The organism is Mucilaginibacter sp. SG538B, assembly GCF_013376065.1.
Lineage (GTDB): Bacteria > Bacteroidota > Bacteroidia > Sphingobacteriales > Sphingobacteriaceae > Mucilaginibacter > Mucilaginibacter rubeus.
In genome coordinates this window covers 146,140-162,880 of record NZ_JABMJI010000003.1, presented here as the reverse complement: position 1 = coordinate 162,880, position 16,741 = coordinate 146,140, and the positions used below count along the sequence as shown (strand labels likewise).

The 16,741-nt window shown below is 40.8% G+C and carries 14 protein-coding genes; 8 read left to right on the top strand and 6 right to left on the bottom strand.

Features of this window, described 5'->3' with window-relative positions; all coding sequences use genetic code 11:
• The first annotated feature begins 33 nt into the window (after nt 1-33).
• On the top strand, nt 34-1,719 hold the full coding sequence (locus tag FHW88_RS16820; protein ID WP_176627060.1) for a MutS-related protein: 1,686 nt from the start codon (nt 34-36) through the stop codon (nt 1,717-1,719).
• Nucleotides 1,720-1,742: 23 nt separating this feature from the next.
• Here FHW88_RS16820 and FHW88_RS16815 read toward each other — a convergent pair whose 3' ends face one another.
• On the bottom strand, nt 1,743-2,030 hold the full coding sequence (locus FHW88_RS16815; RefSeq protein WP_090526009.1) for a chaperone modulator CbpM: 288 nt from the start codon (nt 2,028-2,030) through the stop codon (nt 1,743-1,745).
• Between the two features lie 12 nt (nt 2,031-2,042).
• Nucleotides 2,043-2,966 (bottom strand): DnaJ C-terminal domain-containing protein, encoded by a 924-nt coding sequence (locus FHW88_RS16810; protein WP_090526008.1) that lies wholly within the window; start codon nt 2,964-2,966, stop codon nt 2,043-2,045.
• A gap of 143 nt (nt 2,967-3,109) precedes the next feature.
• Between FHW88_RS16810 and FHW88_RS16805 the strand changes: the two genes are divergently transcribed.
• Nucleotides 3,110-3,706 carry a hypothetical protein gene (locus tag FHW88_RS16805; RefSeq protein ID WP_176627058.1) on the top strand — a complete coding sequence of 199 codons (597 nt, stop codon included), beginning with the start codon at nt 3,110-3,112 and terminating at the stop codon, nt 3,704-3,706.
• Nucleotides 3,707-3,806: 100 nt separating this feature from the next.
• On the top strand, nt 3,807-4,319 hold the full coding sequence (locus FHW88_RS16800) for a GNAT family N-acetyltransferase (protein ID WP_176627056.1): 513 nt from the start codon (nt 3,807-3,809) through the stop codon (nt 4,317-4,319).
• Between the two features lie 67 nt (nt 4,320-4,386).
• Here the strand turns inward: FHW88_RS16800 and FHW88_RS16795 are convergent, their stop codons facing one another.
• On the bottom strand, nt 4,387-5,109 hold the full coding sequence (locus tag FHW88_RS16795) for an HAD family hydrolase (RefSeq protein WP_176627054.1): 723 nt from the start codon (nt 5,107-5,109) through the stop codon (nt 4,387-4,389).
• Between the two features lie 205 nt (nt 5,110-5,314).
• On the opposite strand from FHW88_RS16795, the gene FHW88_RS16790 reads away from it, so the two are divergent.
• Complete coding sequence (locus FHW88_RS16790) at nt 5,315-5,674, top strand: DUF1493 family protein (RefSeq protein WP_176627052.1); 360 nt, start codon at nt 5,315-5,317, stop codon at nt 5,672-5,674.
• 106 nt (nt 5,675-5,780) lie between these two features.
• Here FHW88_RS16790 and FHW88_RS16785 read toward each other — a convergent pair whose 3' ends face one another.
• Both FHW88_RS16785 and FHW88_RS16780 read right to left on the bottom strand, forming a co-directional pair.
• The gene (locus FHW88_RS16785) at nt 5,781-6,002 is read right to left on the bottom strand and encodes a PspC domain-containing protein (RefSeq protein WP_090526003.1); all 222 of its coding nucleotides are present in this window, start codon (nt 6,000-6,002) and stop codon (nt 5,781-5,783) included.
• Nucleotides 6,003-6,006: 4 nt separating this feature from the next.
• Complete coding sequence (locus FHW88_RS16780; protein WP_176627050.1) at nt 6,007-7,293, bottom strand: DUF2851 family protein; 1,287 nt, start codon at nt 7,291-7,293, stop codon at nt 6,007-6,009.
• A 142-nt stretch (nt 7,294-7,435) separates the two neighbouring features.
• Between FHW88_RS16780 and FHW88_RS16775 the strand changes: the two genes are divergently transcribed.
• From FHW88_RS16775 to FHW88_RS16765, 3 genes are all read left to right on the top strand, one after another.
• Nucleotides 7,436-8,746, top strand: coding sequence for an MFS transporter (locus FHW88_RS16775; RefSeq protein ID WP_176627048.1), 1,311 nt, complete (start codon nt 7,436-7,438; stop codon nt 8,744-8,746).
• A gap of 161 nt (nt 8,747-8,907) precedes the next feature.
• Nucleotides 8,908-9,972 carry a M20 family metallo-hydrolase gene (locus FHW88_RS16770; protein ID WP_176627046.1) on the top strand — a complete coding sequence of 355 codons (1,065 nt, stop codon included), beginning with the start codon at nt 8,908-8,910 and terminating at the stop codon, nt 9,970-9,972.
• Between the two features lie 355 nt (nt 9,973-10,327).
• Nucleotides 10,328-12,523 carry a carbohydrate binding family 9 domain-containing protein gene (locus FHW88_RS16765; protein WP_176627044.1) on the top strand — a complete coding sequence of 732 codons (2,196 nt, stop codon included), beginning with the start codon at nt 10,328-10,330 and terminating at the stop codon, nt 12,521-12,523.
• 68 nt (nt 12,524-12,591) lie between these two features.
• Here the strand turns inward: FHW88_RS16765 and FHW88_RS16760 are convergent, their stop codons facing one another.
• Nucleotides 12,592-14,283, bottom strand: coding sequence for a sensor histidine kinase (locus FHW88_RS16760; RefSeq protein ID WP_176627042.1), 1,692 nt, complete (start codon nt 14,281-14,283; stop codon nt 12,592-12,594).
• A gap of 356 nt (nt 14,284-14,639) precedes the next feature.
• Between FHW88_RS16760 and FHW88_RS16755 the strand changes: the two genes are divergently transcribed.
• Nucleotides 14,640-16,493 (top strand): right-handed parallel beta-helix repeat-containing protein, encoded by a 1,854-nt coding sequence (locus tag FHW88_RS16755; RefSeq protein WP_176627040.1) that lies wholly within the window; start codon nt 14,640-14,642, stop codon nt 16,491-16,493.
• The last annotated feature ends 248 nt before the right edge of the window (nt 16,494-16,741 follow it).

Sequence of the window (16,741 nt, the reverse complement as noted above, 5' to 3'; positions counted from 1 at the left end):
AGTTGGTTTAATTAAATTTTTATATTTTTAGATATGTATTACTTTGTTTTTTCTGCGATAGTTGTCTTTATCGTAATTGGAGTGCTTTATATTAAGTCGTATTATGATAAATTACGCTGGGCAAAAAAGCAGCTGATAAAAATTCAGGAGAAGTGGGGCAAACCGGTTAACGCCCGCCGAAACTTTGACTTAATAAAGATTTACCTGGATTCGGAAGATAGTAAAAACAAGCTTTCGGCTCAAACAGCCGACGACCTTGACCTGATAAGTGTTTTCAATTATATCGACAGAACAAACAGTAAGCCTGGTAAACAATACTTGTTTAATTTATTACATTGCCCTACAACCGAGCTTGATGTTTTGCATGACCTCGACAATGATATTGAGGATCTTAACATGGATATACCCGGCCGCGAGTTGCTTGAAGTGGAATTGTCAAAACTTAACCACCCCGATGCTTATTTTATAGCCGATCTTTTTCTCAGGGCACATGAACCGGTATTTGCATCGGTAATTAATTTTTATATAAAGGTTTCACCTTTTCTGATCCTGGCTGCGTTATTATCGCTGATTGTTATTCCTAACATTTTTAGCTTTATCTTTTTGCTATTGTTGTTCGCGTACAACATTGTTATTTACTTCAGCAACCGCAAGGCTATTTCAGGGTATACCAAATCGTTACCGCAATTGCTGGTAATGTATAAAGTTGCAGTGGCGTTAGTTAAAAGTGGGAAATTTGGTCAGGTACCCGAGGTAAAGCGTTCCCTTACCAGCCTACGAGGTTTAAAACGAGCGCTTAAGTTTGTAAATATAGAAAGCGGCTTCGTGAATGGTAAAAGTGATATTGCTTACGCAGCCTTCCATTTATTTAAACTGCTTTTTGTGATTGAGCCCAATACTTATACATCATCATTAAAACAAGTAAGTAAATACCGTGAGGACATTAAAGAAGTGTATAAATTTATTGGCCGGGCCGATACGCTGATAGCTATACAATCAATACGTGACGGTATTCCTTTTTATTCAAAACCCGCGTTTACGGGTGTTGATGGCAAAATAGAGATTACCGAACTATTTCACCCATTAGTAGCTAACTGTGTAACCAACTCCCTTTATACAACTGATGCAGACAGGGGCGCATTGATCACAGGGTCAAACATGTCTGGCAAAACTACATTTATTAAAGCGCTGGCATTAAATACGCTGCTATCGCAAACTATATTTACAAGTTGTGCAAAGGCCTATAAGGCTCCTTTTCTCAAAATACAAACCAGCATCAAAACCAGCGATAACATTGATGAACACAAGAGTTATTTTCAGGCACAGGCCTTAGCTATTTTAGATATCATTGATAACAGTTCTCAGAAAGAGGATATAAAAAGCCTTGTGATCATCGATGAGATTTTCAGGGGTACCAATACCATCGAACGTATAGCGGCGGCTAAGTCTGCGCTTTCGTACATTACCGCTAACCAAAATTTTGTTTTTGTATCAACCCATGACCTTGAACTGGCCGAACTGCTCGACGAAGATTTTGTTGTATATTCCTTTTCAGAATCAAAAGACGGGCGCATGCTGGTATTTGACTATATCCTGAAGCAGGGCCTGCTTAAAAACACTAACGGAATCGCCATACTCAAATCCATGGGATATCCAGAACCTGTTATCGATGAAGCCAATATTGTAAGCGAGCGGATGATGAATAAATATTTGGTTTAAGCATTCCTGAAAAAAAAGCTTTCTTATTCATATAAGCTCAACCTGTTTTTTAAATACCGCATATCTTCCTGTAATTTTTCAACCCGGTCAAGCAGGTGGGAGATAGCTTCAATGCCGGCTACGTTAATATCCAATTCGTACAGGCTCACCAGTTTTTCCAGCTTTTGAAGTTCAGTTTGAGGAATGAAGACGATTTCATTAATGATGGTTACCTCAACCAGGCCTGCTTCATGTAAAGATGTGATGAACGTGTATTCAACATTATGATATACACAAAAATCGTTTGCTGCTATTAATTCTGCTGTTTTCATAATGTTTTTAATTTAGGCTGAGGATTTTGCCAGTTCTTCAAATAATTGTTTCTGCTTTTCGGTAAGGTTGGTAGGGGTTTGGATATCATAGGTCAGGTACAGATCGCCAAATTCATTCTCTTTTTTATAAACGGGCATACCTTTGCCTTTGAGTTTTACTTTAGTGCCGTTTTGAGTTTCAGGTTTTACTTTCACTTTAACTTTGCCGTTTAATGTATCGGCAGTTATTTCTCCACCTAAAACTGCAGTGTACAGGTCAAGTTTCAACGTGGTGTACAAATTATTACCATCACGCTTAAAATTTGCATCAGGTGCAACATTAAACTGAATATACAGATCTCCGGCGGGGCCGCCGTTTACACCCGGGGCGCCATGCCCGGCTATTTTGATAGTTTGCCCGTTTTCAATACCTGCGGGTATAGTTATCCGGATGTTTTTGCCATTGACAGTCAACGTTTGCTTATGTGTTTCAAGAACGTCTCGAAGGTTTAAACTTAACGAGGCGTTATAGTCCTGCCCGCGGTATTTTGCCTGCCTGCCGCTACGCGCGCCTCCTGCACCGCCAAACATCGATTGAAAGAAATCTGAAAAATCGTCACTTCCAAACCCTTCGGCGCTACCAAATCCTTCGGCTCCGTTAAAGCCCCCATAGCCACCAAAACCTCCTTGTGCACCAGCCTGTTGGCGCGCCTGTTGTTCGTATGCTTCGCCATGCTGCCAGTTTTCGCCATATTTGTCGTACTTCTTTCGCTTTTCCGGGTCACTTAATACTTCATTTGCTTCGTTTAGCTGCTGGAATTTTTTGTGGGCATCTTCGTCATTAGGGTTAAGATCGGGGTGATATTTGCGGGCCAGTTTACGGTAAGCATTTTTAATATCCTTTTCGGATGCATTTTTGTCGAGCTCTAATACTTTGTAATAATCTATAAAAGCCATGGCGGGGTTTAATATAAACAGATGTGTTATTAACTACTAAATATACAGCTTGGTTTTAAAACTTATGGCTTTTTTAATGTCATTTGATATAAGTGTAACCTACGATAGCATGTTACGGTCATAGCTGGTAAATCTTTTAAATTATGAAAGCCGAAATCGATTTCCAGCAACAAATATTGCCTGGCTTGTGCCTTATTACAGCACCATTGCTGTTTTGCATATCAACATTTTTTTGGGTAGATGGACAATACGGGGTAACTGCTGCAACGCTGATCTGCCTGTCAACAGTATTTTGGATCCCGGCTTTGTATGGGTTATTTGGCTTGTTAAAGCACAACATGCCGTTTTATTCAGCAATAGGTTTGTTGATAGCTATTTATGGATGCTGTATGGGTGGGATAGGGTTTGGCATGTTGGGATATCTATCAACTATATTTAAAATTTCTCATCATAATTATCTCGGTGTTTTACAGCAATATCCCGTCAGTTCGGGTTTGTTGCTTTTTTGGGCAGGCCCGTTGTTCCCGTTAAGTCTATTGGTGTTAGCTATAAACCTTGTCCGTAAAAAAGCAGTACCTGTTTGGCTTGGTTTGCTGGTAGGTCTTGCAGCTGTAGCTTTCCCGGTAAGCCGGATTTTAAGGATCTTATTGTTAGCCCATGTGGCCGATGTATTATTGTTATTGCCTTTAATGATTATCGGGATAGGCTTTGTGAAGCGCCGAAAGGTTGCTGATTTATGAATTAAGCAGAATTAATTAAGGTACAAACTTCAAAATGGTAATTTGAGGCCTTTTATTTAGAACGTACAACCATTACCTTTGGCATCCTTAAATTAATCATATGCCTGTAATAACCCAAGCTACCCTTACCGACGTACCCGAACTTAATGTTTTAGTAAACAGCGCTTACCGTGGTGAAAGCTCCAAACGGGGTTGGACAACTGAGGCCGACTTAATTGGTGGTGCCCGCATTGATGAACAAACTCTGACGGGGTATATGAATGATGAAAATATCATCATTTTAAAGCATACTGATGAGGATGGCAATATTACAGGTACTGTTTATCTTGAAGTCAGAACTCCAAAGTTGTATGTTGGCATGTTTAGTGTATCGCCATTATTGCAGAATAAAGGTGTGGGCCGCGCACTGATAGAAGAAGCTGAAGTTTACGCGCGTAAGCATAACTGCGATACTTTAACTATGACAGTAATCAGCACCCGCTCCGAACTGATAAGCTGGTATGAGCGCCGCGGCTACAAACCAACCGGCGAAATTCAGCCTTTTCATGCACATGGCCGTTTTGGTGACGCCAAACAGCATATTGAGCTAATTGTAATGGAGAAAGATATTTAGAGTCGGAATGTCATGACGTCGGCAAGTCTGAAAGATGGAAAATACTTTAATGATTATCTCTCTGAGGCTAACTTCCGGACTTGCTGACTTTCGGGCTTCCGGACTCCAACACAAATTCCAATACTTCACTGATCTTATGCACATGTTTAAAGTTTTCGTGAGTTAAAACGGTTTCAACATGTTCGTGTGCCCATGTTGTATGATAGGGTACGTGAACAGCATGCCCTCCAATGTTGATCACGGGCATTACATCTGATTTTAAGGAATTGCCGATCATCATAAATTCATCGGGATTGATGTCAAGGTGTTTGATCAGCTTGATATAATCATCCTCCTTTTTATCACTCATAATCTCAATGTGGTGAAAGTAATGTGCCAGCCCCGATTTTTTGAGTTTCCGCTCCTGGTCAAGCAGATCACCTTTGGTAGCTACCACCAGCCTGTAATGGTCTTTTAATGAGGATAAAACATGTTCTACCTCGTTCAGTAACTCTATCGGTTGGTTGAGCATGTCCTTACCATATTGTAATATGGTTTCCACTACATCAACACTGATATTTTTTTCAGAAATGCTTAACGCAGCCTCTATCATGCTGAGGATATAGCCTTTTATCCCGTAGCCGTAAAGCGGGAGGTTATCGACCTCAACCTTGAAAAGCTCCTTGGAAATGGTGTGCTGTGGCGAAAAATTTTCGAGCAGGCTGCAAAACCTTTCTTCGGTGGCTTGAAAGTAAGGTTCATTTACCCAAAGGGTGTCGTCGGCATCAAAGGCAATTACTTTTAGGTTCATTTGAAATATTTGGTTTACCTGGTACAATAATAATATATCAGGTTGATTTTAGCAGTATAAGGCGCCATTGAGCAGCAATAAATATTTAACATTTATTAACTATAAGGTTCAATTTAAACGATTTAAAAATAAAGTAAATTTGTATGCAACCTTATTTCAAAAGTTACGTCTCATAACTTAAATGGTCAAATTAACATTCGTTTAAATGGAAGAGATACTGCCACCCTTAAAAGAATTTATAGTTGATTATTGCAACAGGTATAAGATCCATAAGGTTGATCCGCGCAGCCTGAACCTCGATACCAGTATCGATCTTGATCTGGATATTTTTGACATTGAGATAGACCTTTTTCTTGCCGATTTTACCGAACAGTTCAATATAGATCCATCTAAATTCAGTTGGTATAAATATGGCTATCCCAAAGGTTCAACCCGGGTAAAAGTTATTAAACTGATGTTTGGCTATAATACAACATGGGTTAAACAACTGGCCCAATACTGCTACACCCCCAAATTTAAAGTGCGTAACTTACAGGATGCCGTAAAAACGGGCAAATTGGTTTAATGATAAGATGTGCTTCCATTAATCAAAATCGGTGAAAGCAGGGAATAATCGGTGAAATATCCCAATAAAAATAAGCGAAATCAACGTAATCAGAAATGATCAGCGGTTAAAGATCAGTAACCCCGGTATGCTTGCGTTTAATGAAGTTCCGGATATCCAATACAACACCTGCAAAAAAATAAAATATAAGCGGGAAGCCTACCGCCAGGAATGAGGAGTAGATAAAGAAAAGCCTGATCTTGGAGATCGAGATATTAAAGCGTTCGCCAAGGTAGGTGCATACACCAAAAGAGTACCGTTCAAAAAAAGTAAGTATCCGCTGTAGCATGGTGTCAGGCCAGTTTTAGTATCTTATTACCAACGCCGCATTGCAGGCATTTCTTATAATTGCAGTAATTATTTTTTAACTCAAGCAATGCCTGTGATTCAAACGCAGTTTCAATTTTCACTCCTAAGTTAACAAAATCAGCAATAATATTGTTTTTTTCGGCCGGTAAATTTTCTAACAATTTAAGACTACGGCTAATATAATATTGCTGCTGATGCTGCTTGCCGTAACTAAACAGGAACAAGGCCACTGCATTGAGCAGCAAAATATCAACAGAACCATCGCCCATATTTTTCGATGACGGCTTGGATTGTACATCAAACCGGTAATGGTCCTCCCAGTAATCGTTTACTTTGATCTCTGTAAATAAACTACGCAGCGCTTTTACCTCTTTAATTTCTAATATTTTAGATAACAGGTGGTTTGACTGTACGATAAGCGCGGCAAATTGCGCCAGCCTGATGGTTGGAAAGTTTTGGGGCCTTAGCCGCATAAACTTCCACAGGTGGCTTTCTATAGGTTTAAGGTTGTATTTTTTACGCAGATATTCATACTCCTTTTGAAGTTTGAGGGGATAATCATCTTTAAATTCACCCTCTAAAAAGCCTGCCTGCCCAAATATCAAGGCTTCAATTTGCATCGGGCTGTTTTTGTTTTTGGCAAGGATAAGCTGAGGCAGCGATTTAGCCATCAGCTCAAACGGTAGGGCGTTTACTTTAAAACCAAAGTTTGCCGCTAAAAACTGGTAAAAAGTTTCCTCCCAATCGCCTTTATTAAGTGCCAGAGCCGCTGCCACATTTGCCGATCGTTTTTCCATCCGCTCAACCAGCACGCGGGTAAGCCAGTTTTGCATGGTGAGGGCATCCACTGTAGCGATGCCGTTTTCGCAGGGTATAAAACTCTGGTTACCGAAAACCAGCTTATGATATTTGTTATAAAGCTCTTCACTAATACGGTTTTGCAGTTCAAGTGTTGGAACTTTGCGCCCGTTTGGTAAAAACAACTGCATATCGTTACGATAAACCACATGTAATATCACATTATCATAAGCGCCATCATTAGTATGGCCATGCTTTTGCCAGTCGGACGCGGAAAGATGTACTTCTACATTACCTGCCCAAACAGTTTCGCCAATACGGATCCTCGCATTATGAAAATCGGGACCTGAATCTGAATTGTGCAGCCCTGCCGAAAAGATTTCCAGTTCCTCTCCATCTACAGTTTGAAGGTTTTCGCGCTCAAAAAGCCTGAATTTCCAGATGTAATGCAAAAAATCTTCGGTGAAAAGCATGGTTGTGGTTTGGCTGAATGGTTGATAGCGTTATTGTGTGAATAAGTTTTTATTAAAGCAAATATGCCGGTTATTATATTGGTATTGCGCCTCTATTTTAAAATTCCTAATATTACGGAAACCAACAATATCTGCCAAACCTATGAATGAAATAAAATCACCAATACCCCAAACCACGGGCGGACGCATCAAGTCCATCATAGGCGGATCGCTGGGAAATTTGGTTGAATGGTATGACTGGTATGCTTACACTGCCTTTTCCCTTTATTTTTCAGATGCTTTTTTTCCTTCAGATAATCAAACCGTACAGCTTTTAAACACAGCCGGTATTTTTGCCATCGGCTTTTTAATGCGCCCTATAGGCGGTTGGGTAATGGGGACCTTTGCGGATAAGCGCGGCCGTAAAACTGCGCTTACATTTTCTGTATTGCTTATGAGCGTTGGTTCATTGATCATTGCTATAACACCTGGCTACAAAACCATCGGTGTTGCTGCGCCTATACTGCTGGTGTTGGCCCGCATTATCCAGGGCCTGAGCGTAGGAGGGGAGTATGGAACCAGCGCCACTTACCTGAGTGAAATGGCTACAAAAAAGCACCGTGGTTTTTACTCAAGCTTTCAATATGTAACGCTCATTATGGGGCAATTACTGGCATTGGGTGTTTTGGTCTTGCTGCAAAGAGCGTTTTTATCTGAAAAACAATTGCATGACTGGGGTTGGCGCATTCCGTTTGGAATCGGGGCAATACTGGCTGTCACCACTATGTATTTAAGGCGAAGCTTACAGGAATCGGCATCGTTTGATAAAGAAAGTAAAAAAACTGATGCCCTGAATGGCACTATAAAAGCTTTAGCAAAGCACCCTAAAGCTGTTTTTACGGTAATTGGATTAACCATTGGCGGTACACTGGCGTTTTACACCTTTACCACCTATATGCAAAAGTTTTTGGTTAATACGTCCGGCTTCAGTAAGAGCGCCGCTACGCTCATCTCAACCTTAACATTAGCTGTATTTATGGTGATACAACCTTTATTTGGTTTACTGTCGGATAAAGTTGGCCGGAAACCATTACTAATTGGTTTCGGCATATTAGGTACGCTTTGTACAATTCCTATCATGACATTGCTAAGCCATACTAAAGATGTATGGGTTGCATTCGCGCTGATCCTTTGCGCGCTGGTCATTGTAAGCGGCTATACCTCGATCAATGCTGTTGTTAAGGCCGAACTTTTTCCGGCCAATGTGCGCGCCCTGGGCGTAGGTTTCCCTTATGCAATAGCCGTATCCCTCTTTGGCGGCACTGCCGAATATATTGCCCTGTGGTTCAAAAATGAACATCATGCGCAATGGTTTTATTGGTATGTAACTGTTTGTATCGCGCTGTCATTGGTTTTATATATCACCATGAATGATACCCGCAAACATTCAAAAATGGAAGATGAGCAGATTTGAAAATGTGCAGATTACAAATGATATGTAATGTTTGCGTTAGGTGAATATTAAGTTACTTGTAAATCTATTAAAGTGACTTAATGTTCAGGAAATGTATTTCATCCACATAAATAAAAAGTGTTAATTTTGCCCGTTCATTACAAGGGATAACCCTTAAATTTATGACTGACACAAGCAATTTATTTCAACTGGCGGTAACATTACTGCAACAACTAATATCCATTCCATCGTTTAGTAAAGAGGAAGACCGCACCGCCGATCTGATCAACGAATTCCTGCAGTCGCATGGGGTAACCACTCATCGTAAGCTTAACAATATCTGGGCCTGGAATAAACATTTCGACCCGGCTAAAGAAACTATCCTCCTTAACTCACATCATGATACCGTTAAACCCAATTCGGGCTATACACGCGATCCTTACGATGCCAAAATTGAAGATGGTAAATTATATGGCCTTGGTAGTAATGATGCCGGAGGCTGTCTTGTTTCACTTATAGCGGTATTTCTTTATTTTCATGATAAGGGAAACCTGAAATATAATTTCTGCCTGGCGACTACCGCTGAAGAAGAAATTTCAGGCGTAAATGGTCTGGAACTGATTATTCCCGATTTGGGGCAACTATCTTTTGGTATAGTAGGTGAGCCAACCCTGATGCAGTTGGCAATTGCCGAACGGGGTTTAATGGTGTTGGATTGTACCGCTCATGGGCGTGCCGGCCATGCCGCCCGCGAAGAAGGGGAGAACGCTATCTACAAAGCGTTAACAGATATTGAATGGTTCCGTACTTTTAAATTTCCGAAAGAATCAGAAGTTTTTGGGCCGATAAAAATGTCGGTGACTATTATTAATGCCGGCTCACAACACAACGTTGTGCCTGCCAGCTGCGTGTATACCGTTGACGTGCGTGTAACTGATGCTTACCGTAATGAGGAAGTGCTGGAGATTATCCGTGAGCATGTTGCCAGCGATGTGAAACCGCGTTCTATCAGGTTAAAACCATCATCTATCCCTAAAGAACATCCCATAGTTCAGGCTGGTATAGCGCTTGGCCGTACCACCTATGGCTCACCAACAACATCAGATCAATCATTGCTGGATATCCCTTCCATAAAAGTTGGCCCCGGCGATTCCGCACGTTCACATACTGCCGATGAGTTTGTTTATGTAGATGAGATCAGGGAGGGCATTGAGTTGTACATTAAGATGCTGGAGAGTATTAATTAACATTGTCAAAATAAAAATTTACCCATGGCACGTTGTAGAAGCCAGACTTAAGAACTTTTCAAACTTCGTAAGTCTTTCTTCTCTGGCTTTGTCATTGCCTTTCAAAGCCCGCAGGGTTTCAAACCTATGATAACGGGTAACCAACAGCCCGCTTAACCGATTGGTTAAGCGGGCTGTTTCATTATAAGAATAAACTTAATTTACCTGAGTTGAGCATATTTTACTGATTAGTAGGTGTATAGCTAATTGCATGGAGAAACCGAGCGGTAAATTATATGATACAAGGCATTTACTTTTACTAAAAAAATGTAGTTTTAAAATTCGTGAACCAATAAGTTTATATACCCTTATCTTAATGCCCTTAAAACGCTATTGCCGCCTTTCGGCAAAAACATTCTTGCTCATCATCTTATGCTGTATAACCTCCTTTTATGCATCGGCTCAAAAAAAGAACGCGGGGTATAAGTACCATATCCGCAGGGCTGCTTCGGCTATTAATATAGACGGAGTGATGAATGAGCAGGCCTGGATGCAAGCTGATTCGGCGGGAGATTTTTTCATGGTGCTGCCGATGGATACCAGCAAGGCTACTGTTAAAACCGAGGTGCGGATGACCTACGATGATAAAAACCTGTACATCATAGCTATCAATTATAATTCGGTACCGGGGCCTTACATGGTTGAATCGTTAAAACGTGATTTCAGTTTTGTAAAAAATGATAACTTCCTGATTTTCATGGACCCATTTGATGCCCGCACCGATGGCTTTAGTTTTGGTGCCAACGCGGCGGGAGGGCAGTGGGACGGCAGCATGTATGAAGGCGGCAAGGTTGACCTGAGCTGGGATAACCGCTGGTATTCGGCAGTAAAAAATTATCCTGATAAATGGGTTTGGGAAGCATCTATTCCATTTAAGAGTATCCGTTATAAAAAAGGTATAAAGGAATGGGGGATCAACTTTAGCCGTAATGATCTCAAGACTGCCGAAAAATCAAGCTGGACACCCATCCCACGGCAATTCCCTACAGCTTCATTGGCTTATACCGGCACACTTGTTTGGGATGAAGCGCCCCCAACAGCCAGCAGCAACGTATCTATAATCCCATACGCGCTTACGGGTTTATCTAAAGATTATCAGCATAATATCAAAACCGAATATAAACATGAAATAGGAGGGGACGCCAAGATCTCCGTTACACCAGCCCTTAACCTTGATTTAACAGTCAATCCCGATTTTTCGCAGGTTGATGTTGATCAACAGGTGATCAACCTCAACAGATACGAACTTTTCTTCCCTGAAAAACGACAGTTTTTTTTAGAAAATGGTGACCTGTTTGCCAACTTTGGTTATTCTGATATTCGCCCTTTTTTTTCAAGGCGGATAGGCCTCAACGTACCGATTGATTTTGGAGCAAGATTGACCGGTAAATTAGATAAGGACTGGCGTATTGGCGCTATGGATATTCAAACAGGCGGCTCGGGCAGCGCCCAGCAGGCTCCTGAAAACTATGGCATCATTACTCTGCAAAGACGGATCCTTGATCGCTCAAACATCGCTTTCCTATTTGTAAATAAGGACGCTACTGCCAATATTCCCGGCACCAATACCGGATCAACTGCCTATAACCGTAATATAGGCGCAGAGTTTAACCTTGCCTCGCGCAGTAATATCTGGACAGGCAAAGTACTGGCCCTTAAATCATTTACGCCAGGCGTAAGCGGACATGATTACGTGGTATCCGATCATTTCCAATACCTGAGCAAATACTGGACGCTTTATATGCAGGAAGAGTACGTCGGTAAAAATTACAATGCCGAAGTGGGCTATGTTCCCCGTGTTGGTTATGTGAAGTTAAGCCCGCTGTTACTCCGTAATTTTTTTCCTAAGCAAGGTAATATCCTAAGCCATGGCATCCAGCTTACCTCTAATTATTTCTTCGATGAGTCGTTTCACCGTACTGATAATGAAAGTATCCTGTCATATTTGATCACATTCCGTAACCGGGCAACACTGTCGGTGTCCGGTATAAATGATTATGTGCGCCTTCTGAGGCCTTATGATCCAACTAATATCGGTAAAGGTTTATTACCTACCGGCTCTGAGCATAACTGGAACACTATTGATGTGCAGTTTGTATCGAAGCCGCAAAATGTGTTTACCTATTTGCTGGAAGCATCGCACGGTGGGTATTATGATAAGGGCGTACGCAATAGCGTTACAAGTTTAATAGGCTATCGTTTTCAACCTTATGTAAATATTGCTATCAATACCTCCTTCAATGATTTAAGGTTGCCGCAGCCATTTGGCCATAATACGTTCTGGCTGGTAGGGCCAAAAATTGATGTTACCTTCACCAATAGCTTGTATTTTACCACCTATATACAATATAATGAGCAGGTGGATAATATCAACATTAATACCCGCCTGCAATGGCGCTATAAGCCTGCGTCCGACCTGTTTATTGTTTACGGCGATAATACCACGCCATCACCGTATACAGTAAAAAACAGACAGTTAACGTTAAAATGGACGTACTGGTGTAACTTATAATTAGCTGGAGAATAAAGAGTTTTTAAGATTCTGGGTATATACGTCAATTTTAAGTAAAACGCCGGCAGTTAATCTATTTTATACTTTTCGTAAGGGATTTCAAAACTAAAAGTACTTCCTTTGCCCGCATCGCTTTTTACGGTGATATTACCTTTTTGCAATTCAATCAATTGTTTGCAAATGTATAAACCAAGACCTGTACCGGTATTTCCTTTTGCCGAATTGGTTTGGTAATATTTTGAAAACAGGTTAATCTGTTGTTCCTGGCTTATACCGGCTCCTGTATCGCTAATATCAACTGTTAGTCCGCCTTTGCTGTCGGATAATTTTAGCGCTGCTTTGATCTTTACGTTTCCTGTATCGGTATATTTGATAGCATTGCTAACAAGGTTTACGATAATCTGCTTTAACCTGAAACTATCGCCCAAAACTTCAGCTTCCGGATCGCCTTCAAAATGATAATTTAATTCCAATTGTTTTTTATCAGCACTAAATGCCATGCTTTCAATTACTTCTTTTAACGTTTTATCCGGGCAGAATGGGTCATGATGGATCTTGAGTTCGCTGCTTTCCATTTTTGCGGCATCAAGGGTATCGTTGAGCGTTTGCAGTAGCAAATCGGATGATGCCCGCACTGTTCCCAACATTTCTGATTGTTTTGGAGTGAGTACCGTTCGGCTGAAAATGTATAGAAAACCATTTATTGATGTGAGCGGATTACGGATTTCATGGCTCATATGCAGCAGCAGGTCCATTTTTTGTCGTGCTATCATTACGGCTCGTTCGTTCTCCTTCAGCAAAAGCTCTTCAGATCGCCCCAGCTTAATAACAAACACAATCAACAACACTGCAAAAGCCAGAAGCAACAAAAGTGCAACAAGGTAAAGCCTGTTTAGCAAACGTGTTGTTTCCAGGTAACTATTAAAGGCTAAGCCCTTAAAGGCATCGGTCATGCTGTAATTTATATCCTTAATGGTGCTAATTAACTGCTCCATTTTATGGGTAATGCGCATATTGAGGGCAATGAGCTGTCTTTGCGCTTCCTGTAATTTGTGGTTGCTTTGTTGTAATTGCCTGATTTTATTGAGATAGTTGGATTGATCTTTATTGCGGAGTTTTTGCGTAACCGAGTCGACATAAATTCGGGTCCGGTGGTTGATAACAACACCTCCCGAATTGGTTGCATAGGCGTTTTTGTTCTTTATGGCTTCTTTAATTCTTGCAAAAAAACCTTTTCGTTTTACCTGGCCGGGTTGGGTTAAGGTGTCGCTGCTGTTTTGTACCGTACGGCTACTTTTAACGGCAAGTTTATTTTGAACGGTCGCTGTGCTGTAATCTGAATAGGTTGTGAGCAGGGAATCAAAGTCGTGCCGGGCAGAAAGAAGATCGGCAGATAGTTTTACCTTTTGGTTGTGCCATGTATGAAGTTGAGAACGCTGTTCGGCATTTAGTTTGGTAGTGTCATGCTGCATGTTTAACAGGGTATCAATTTCAGCAAAAGCCAGTGAAAGTTTGGCCTGATAAGCCTGAGCCTTAGCAGCGTCAGCATCTACGAGTGAGGATTGAAATAAATCCTCGGCCTGGTGAAGTAAAAGCAGCGCCTGCTGGGGCCTGGAATTATTAAGGTCCATAAGGTGCGAGATCTGTGCCGTATGGGCTAATCTTTCTGTGATCTTGTCTCTTACAAAAAGGGCAGCGATAACTAAAATTATGGTAAAGGCTAAAAAAGCAAGCAGTATCTTTCTTGATAAAACGTTCATATAGTTATTTTCATCAGTGTTCCGGCTGGTGTCAATCTGAAATTGATACCGTTGTTGCTAATGGTTTTGAAGAACAATGATAATGATAAAAATAATATAATCACCGATGGACATCACGTTTGACTGTCAGTGCCTTTTGGTGCAGGGGTAAATATTTAACCTATATTTTAATGAATGATTTTCGCTTATGTTAAATGTATGGGATATTATATAAAAGAGGGATCGCTGTTTTAACCATAAGTTATGAAGTAAAGACAAGGTAATTTTTCAATGCTGGTTGTGGATGGCCAAAATTATAGATGTTAAGCGTAAATGTTATACCATCTACGCCATATATTAGTAACCTGATATTTACCATGAGATATTTTACAATAAAATGCCTGTTACTTTTAAGTCCGTTTCTGATATGCAACGTATTAAAAGCTCAAAATAAACTTGTTGAATATTTAGCTCCATCCGGAAGGTGTGTTTCTCCGGGCAATCGAACCTATTATATCGATCCTGTTAAGGGCAATGATGGCAACACCGGGTTAACCAGTTTAAAGCCATGGAAAACATTTAAAGGTATCAACCGGCTTATTTTGTCGCCGGGCGATGTTGTCGAAATACTATCGCCGGGAGGGTTTTTCGAAACGTTGTCAATTATGGCCCACGGAACGAAAGACAGGCCGGTAAAGATCTGGTTTGCCCCCGGGTGGTATGATTTTTTTCCGGACGGCGCTTACAAAGCCCAATTGCAGATTTCCAATACCAACGATGTTCCTTACGGATTAAAAGCAATTGCATTAATGCTTGATAGTAGCAGGTTTGTCAATATTGACGGTGCCGGCGCAACAGTAAACCTTCGCGGAAAAATGATCGAAACGTATATCAATAACAGTCATCATATTAAATTGAACGATTTGAGTTTTGATTACCAGCGTCCAACGGTTTCCGAGTTCAGCGTGGTAACAACGACATCAAAATATGCCGATGCCGCGGTTAATACCGAATACAAATTCAGTATTAAAGATAGTACATTAACATGGCTTGGGGAAGGCTGGAGTTATCAGCCCGGATCATACTGGCAGGTGCATGACCATGCCACCAATGAATTATCGAGAATGGAAATCCCTCAGGTGGGGCTCCGCTATGAAGCCACAGGAGAGCATAGCCTGAGAATATTTTTCAAGAACAATCCGGGCTTTAAAAAAGGCTTAACCTATCAAAATCGTGATGTCACCCGTGATTGTGCCGGTTTTTTCATACAAAAAAGCAGCAATATCAATTTAAACAACATCCGTATTTACTTTATGCATGGCATGGGAATAGTAAGCCAGTTTAGCAAGAATCTAAGTTTCAATCATGTTGTAGTAAAGGCTAAAGATGGTCGCACGTGTGCTGCCTGGGCAGATATTCTGCATTTTTCGGGTTGTAGTGGCAAAATTGAAATTGGAGGCTCATACCTGTCGGCAGCAAATGACGATGCAATTAATGTGCATGGCACTTTTCTTAAAATAACAGAAAAACTTTCCGCAACTCAGGTCAAAGTAAGGTTCATGCATGATCAAACTTACGGATTTGATGCTTTTGCGGTTAATGACAGTATTGGTCTTGTTCACCCGGCGAACCTGCTTACCTATCAAAATAATAAGGTGTCGAAAGTTGAGAAGCTGAATAACAGGGAATTTTTGCTAAATTTTAGCAACCCGATGCATAATGATATGCAAACAGGCGATGTGGTGGAGAACATTACAGCCACGCCACAGGTATGGATCCATCACAATACCATTGAAAAGATCCCGACAAGGGGTATCCTGGTTACCACTCCCAGGAAAGTAATAATTGAAAACAATATCATTAACCGGACCCACAACAGCGCAATCATGATCAATGACGATGCGTCAAGCTGGTATGAATCAGGAGCGGTAAAAGATGTTAGTATTAAAAACAATACGTTTTATAAATGTGGAGGGCCGGTTATAGCCTTGTCACCGGAAAACAGAGTGAAATCAACAGCTCGGGTTCATTCCGGAATCCAGGTAATCTGTAATAAAATAACTTTAAAGGACGATCAGTTTTTTGAAGCTTCAAGTACATCCGGAATTAAAGTTACAGGGAATAAAATAACCACAACTGGTAGTATTAAAAATATTGATCAGTTGATAAGTTTAAAAGACTGTCAGGACACCAGGGTTTATAACAATCAGCTAACAAAGCAAAAAGAGTAATTGAAAGATGAACAGGTGCCAACAGAATGGTAGTTTACTTGACAGCGAGTACCGGGTAGATTACTCCTCCAAACTTTGATGGAGCTTGTGCCAGTTTTGTGACTTTATAACCTAAGTGGATAAACTCGACCTCTAACTTTTGAAATGATATATATGCGGGTTTGTTTTCACTATTACAAACAAGAAAAGCTTTGCAATTGCAAAGCTTTTCTTGTTTGTATATCTTTTGACACTCCTCTTTTAGGGGA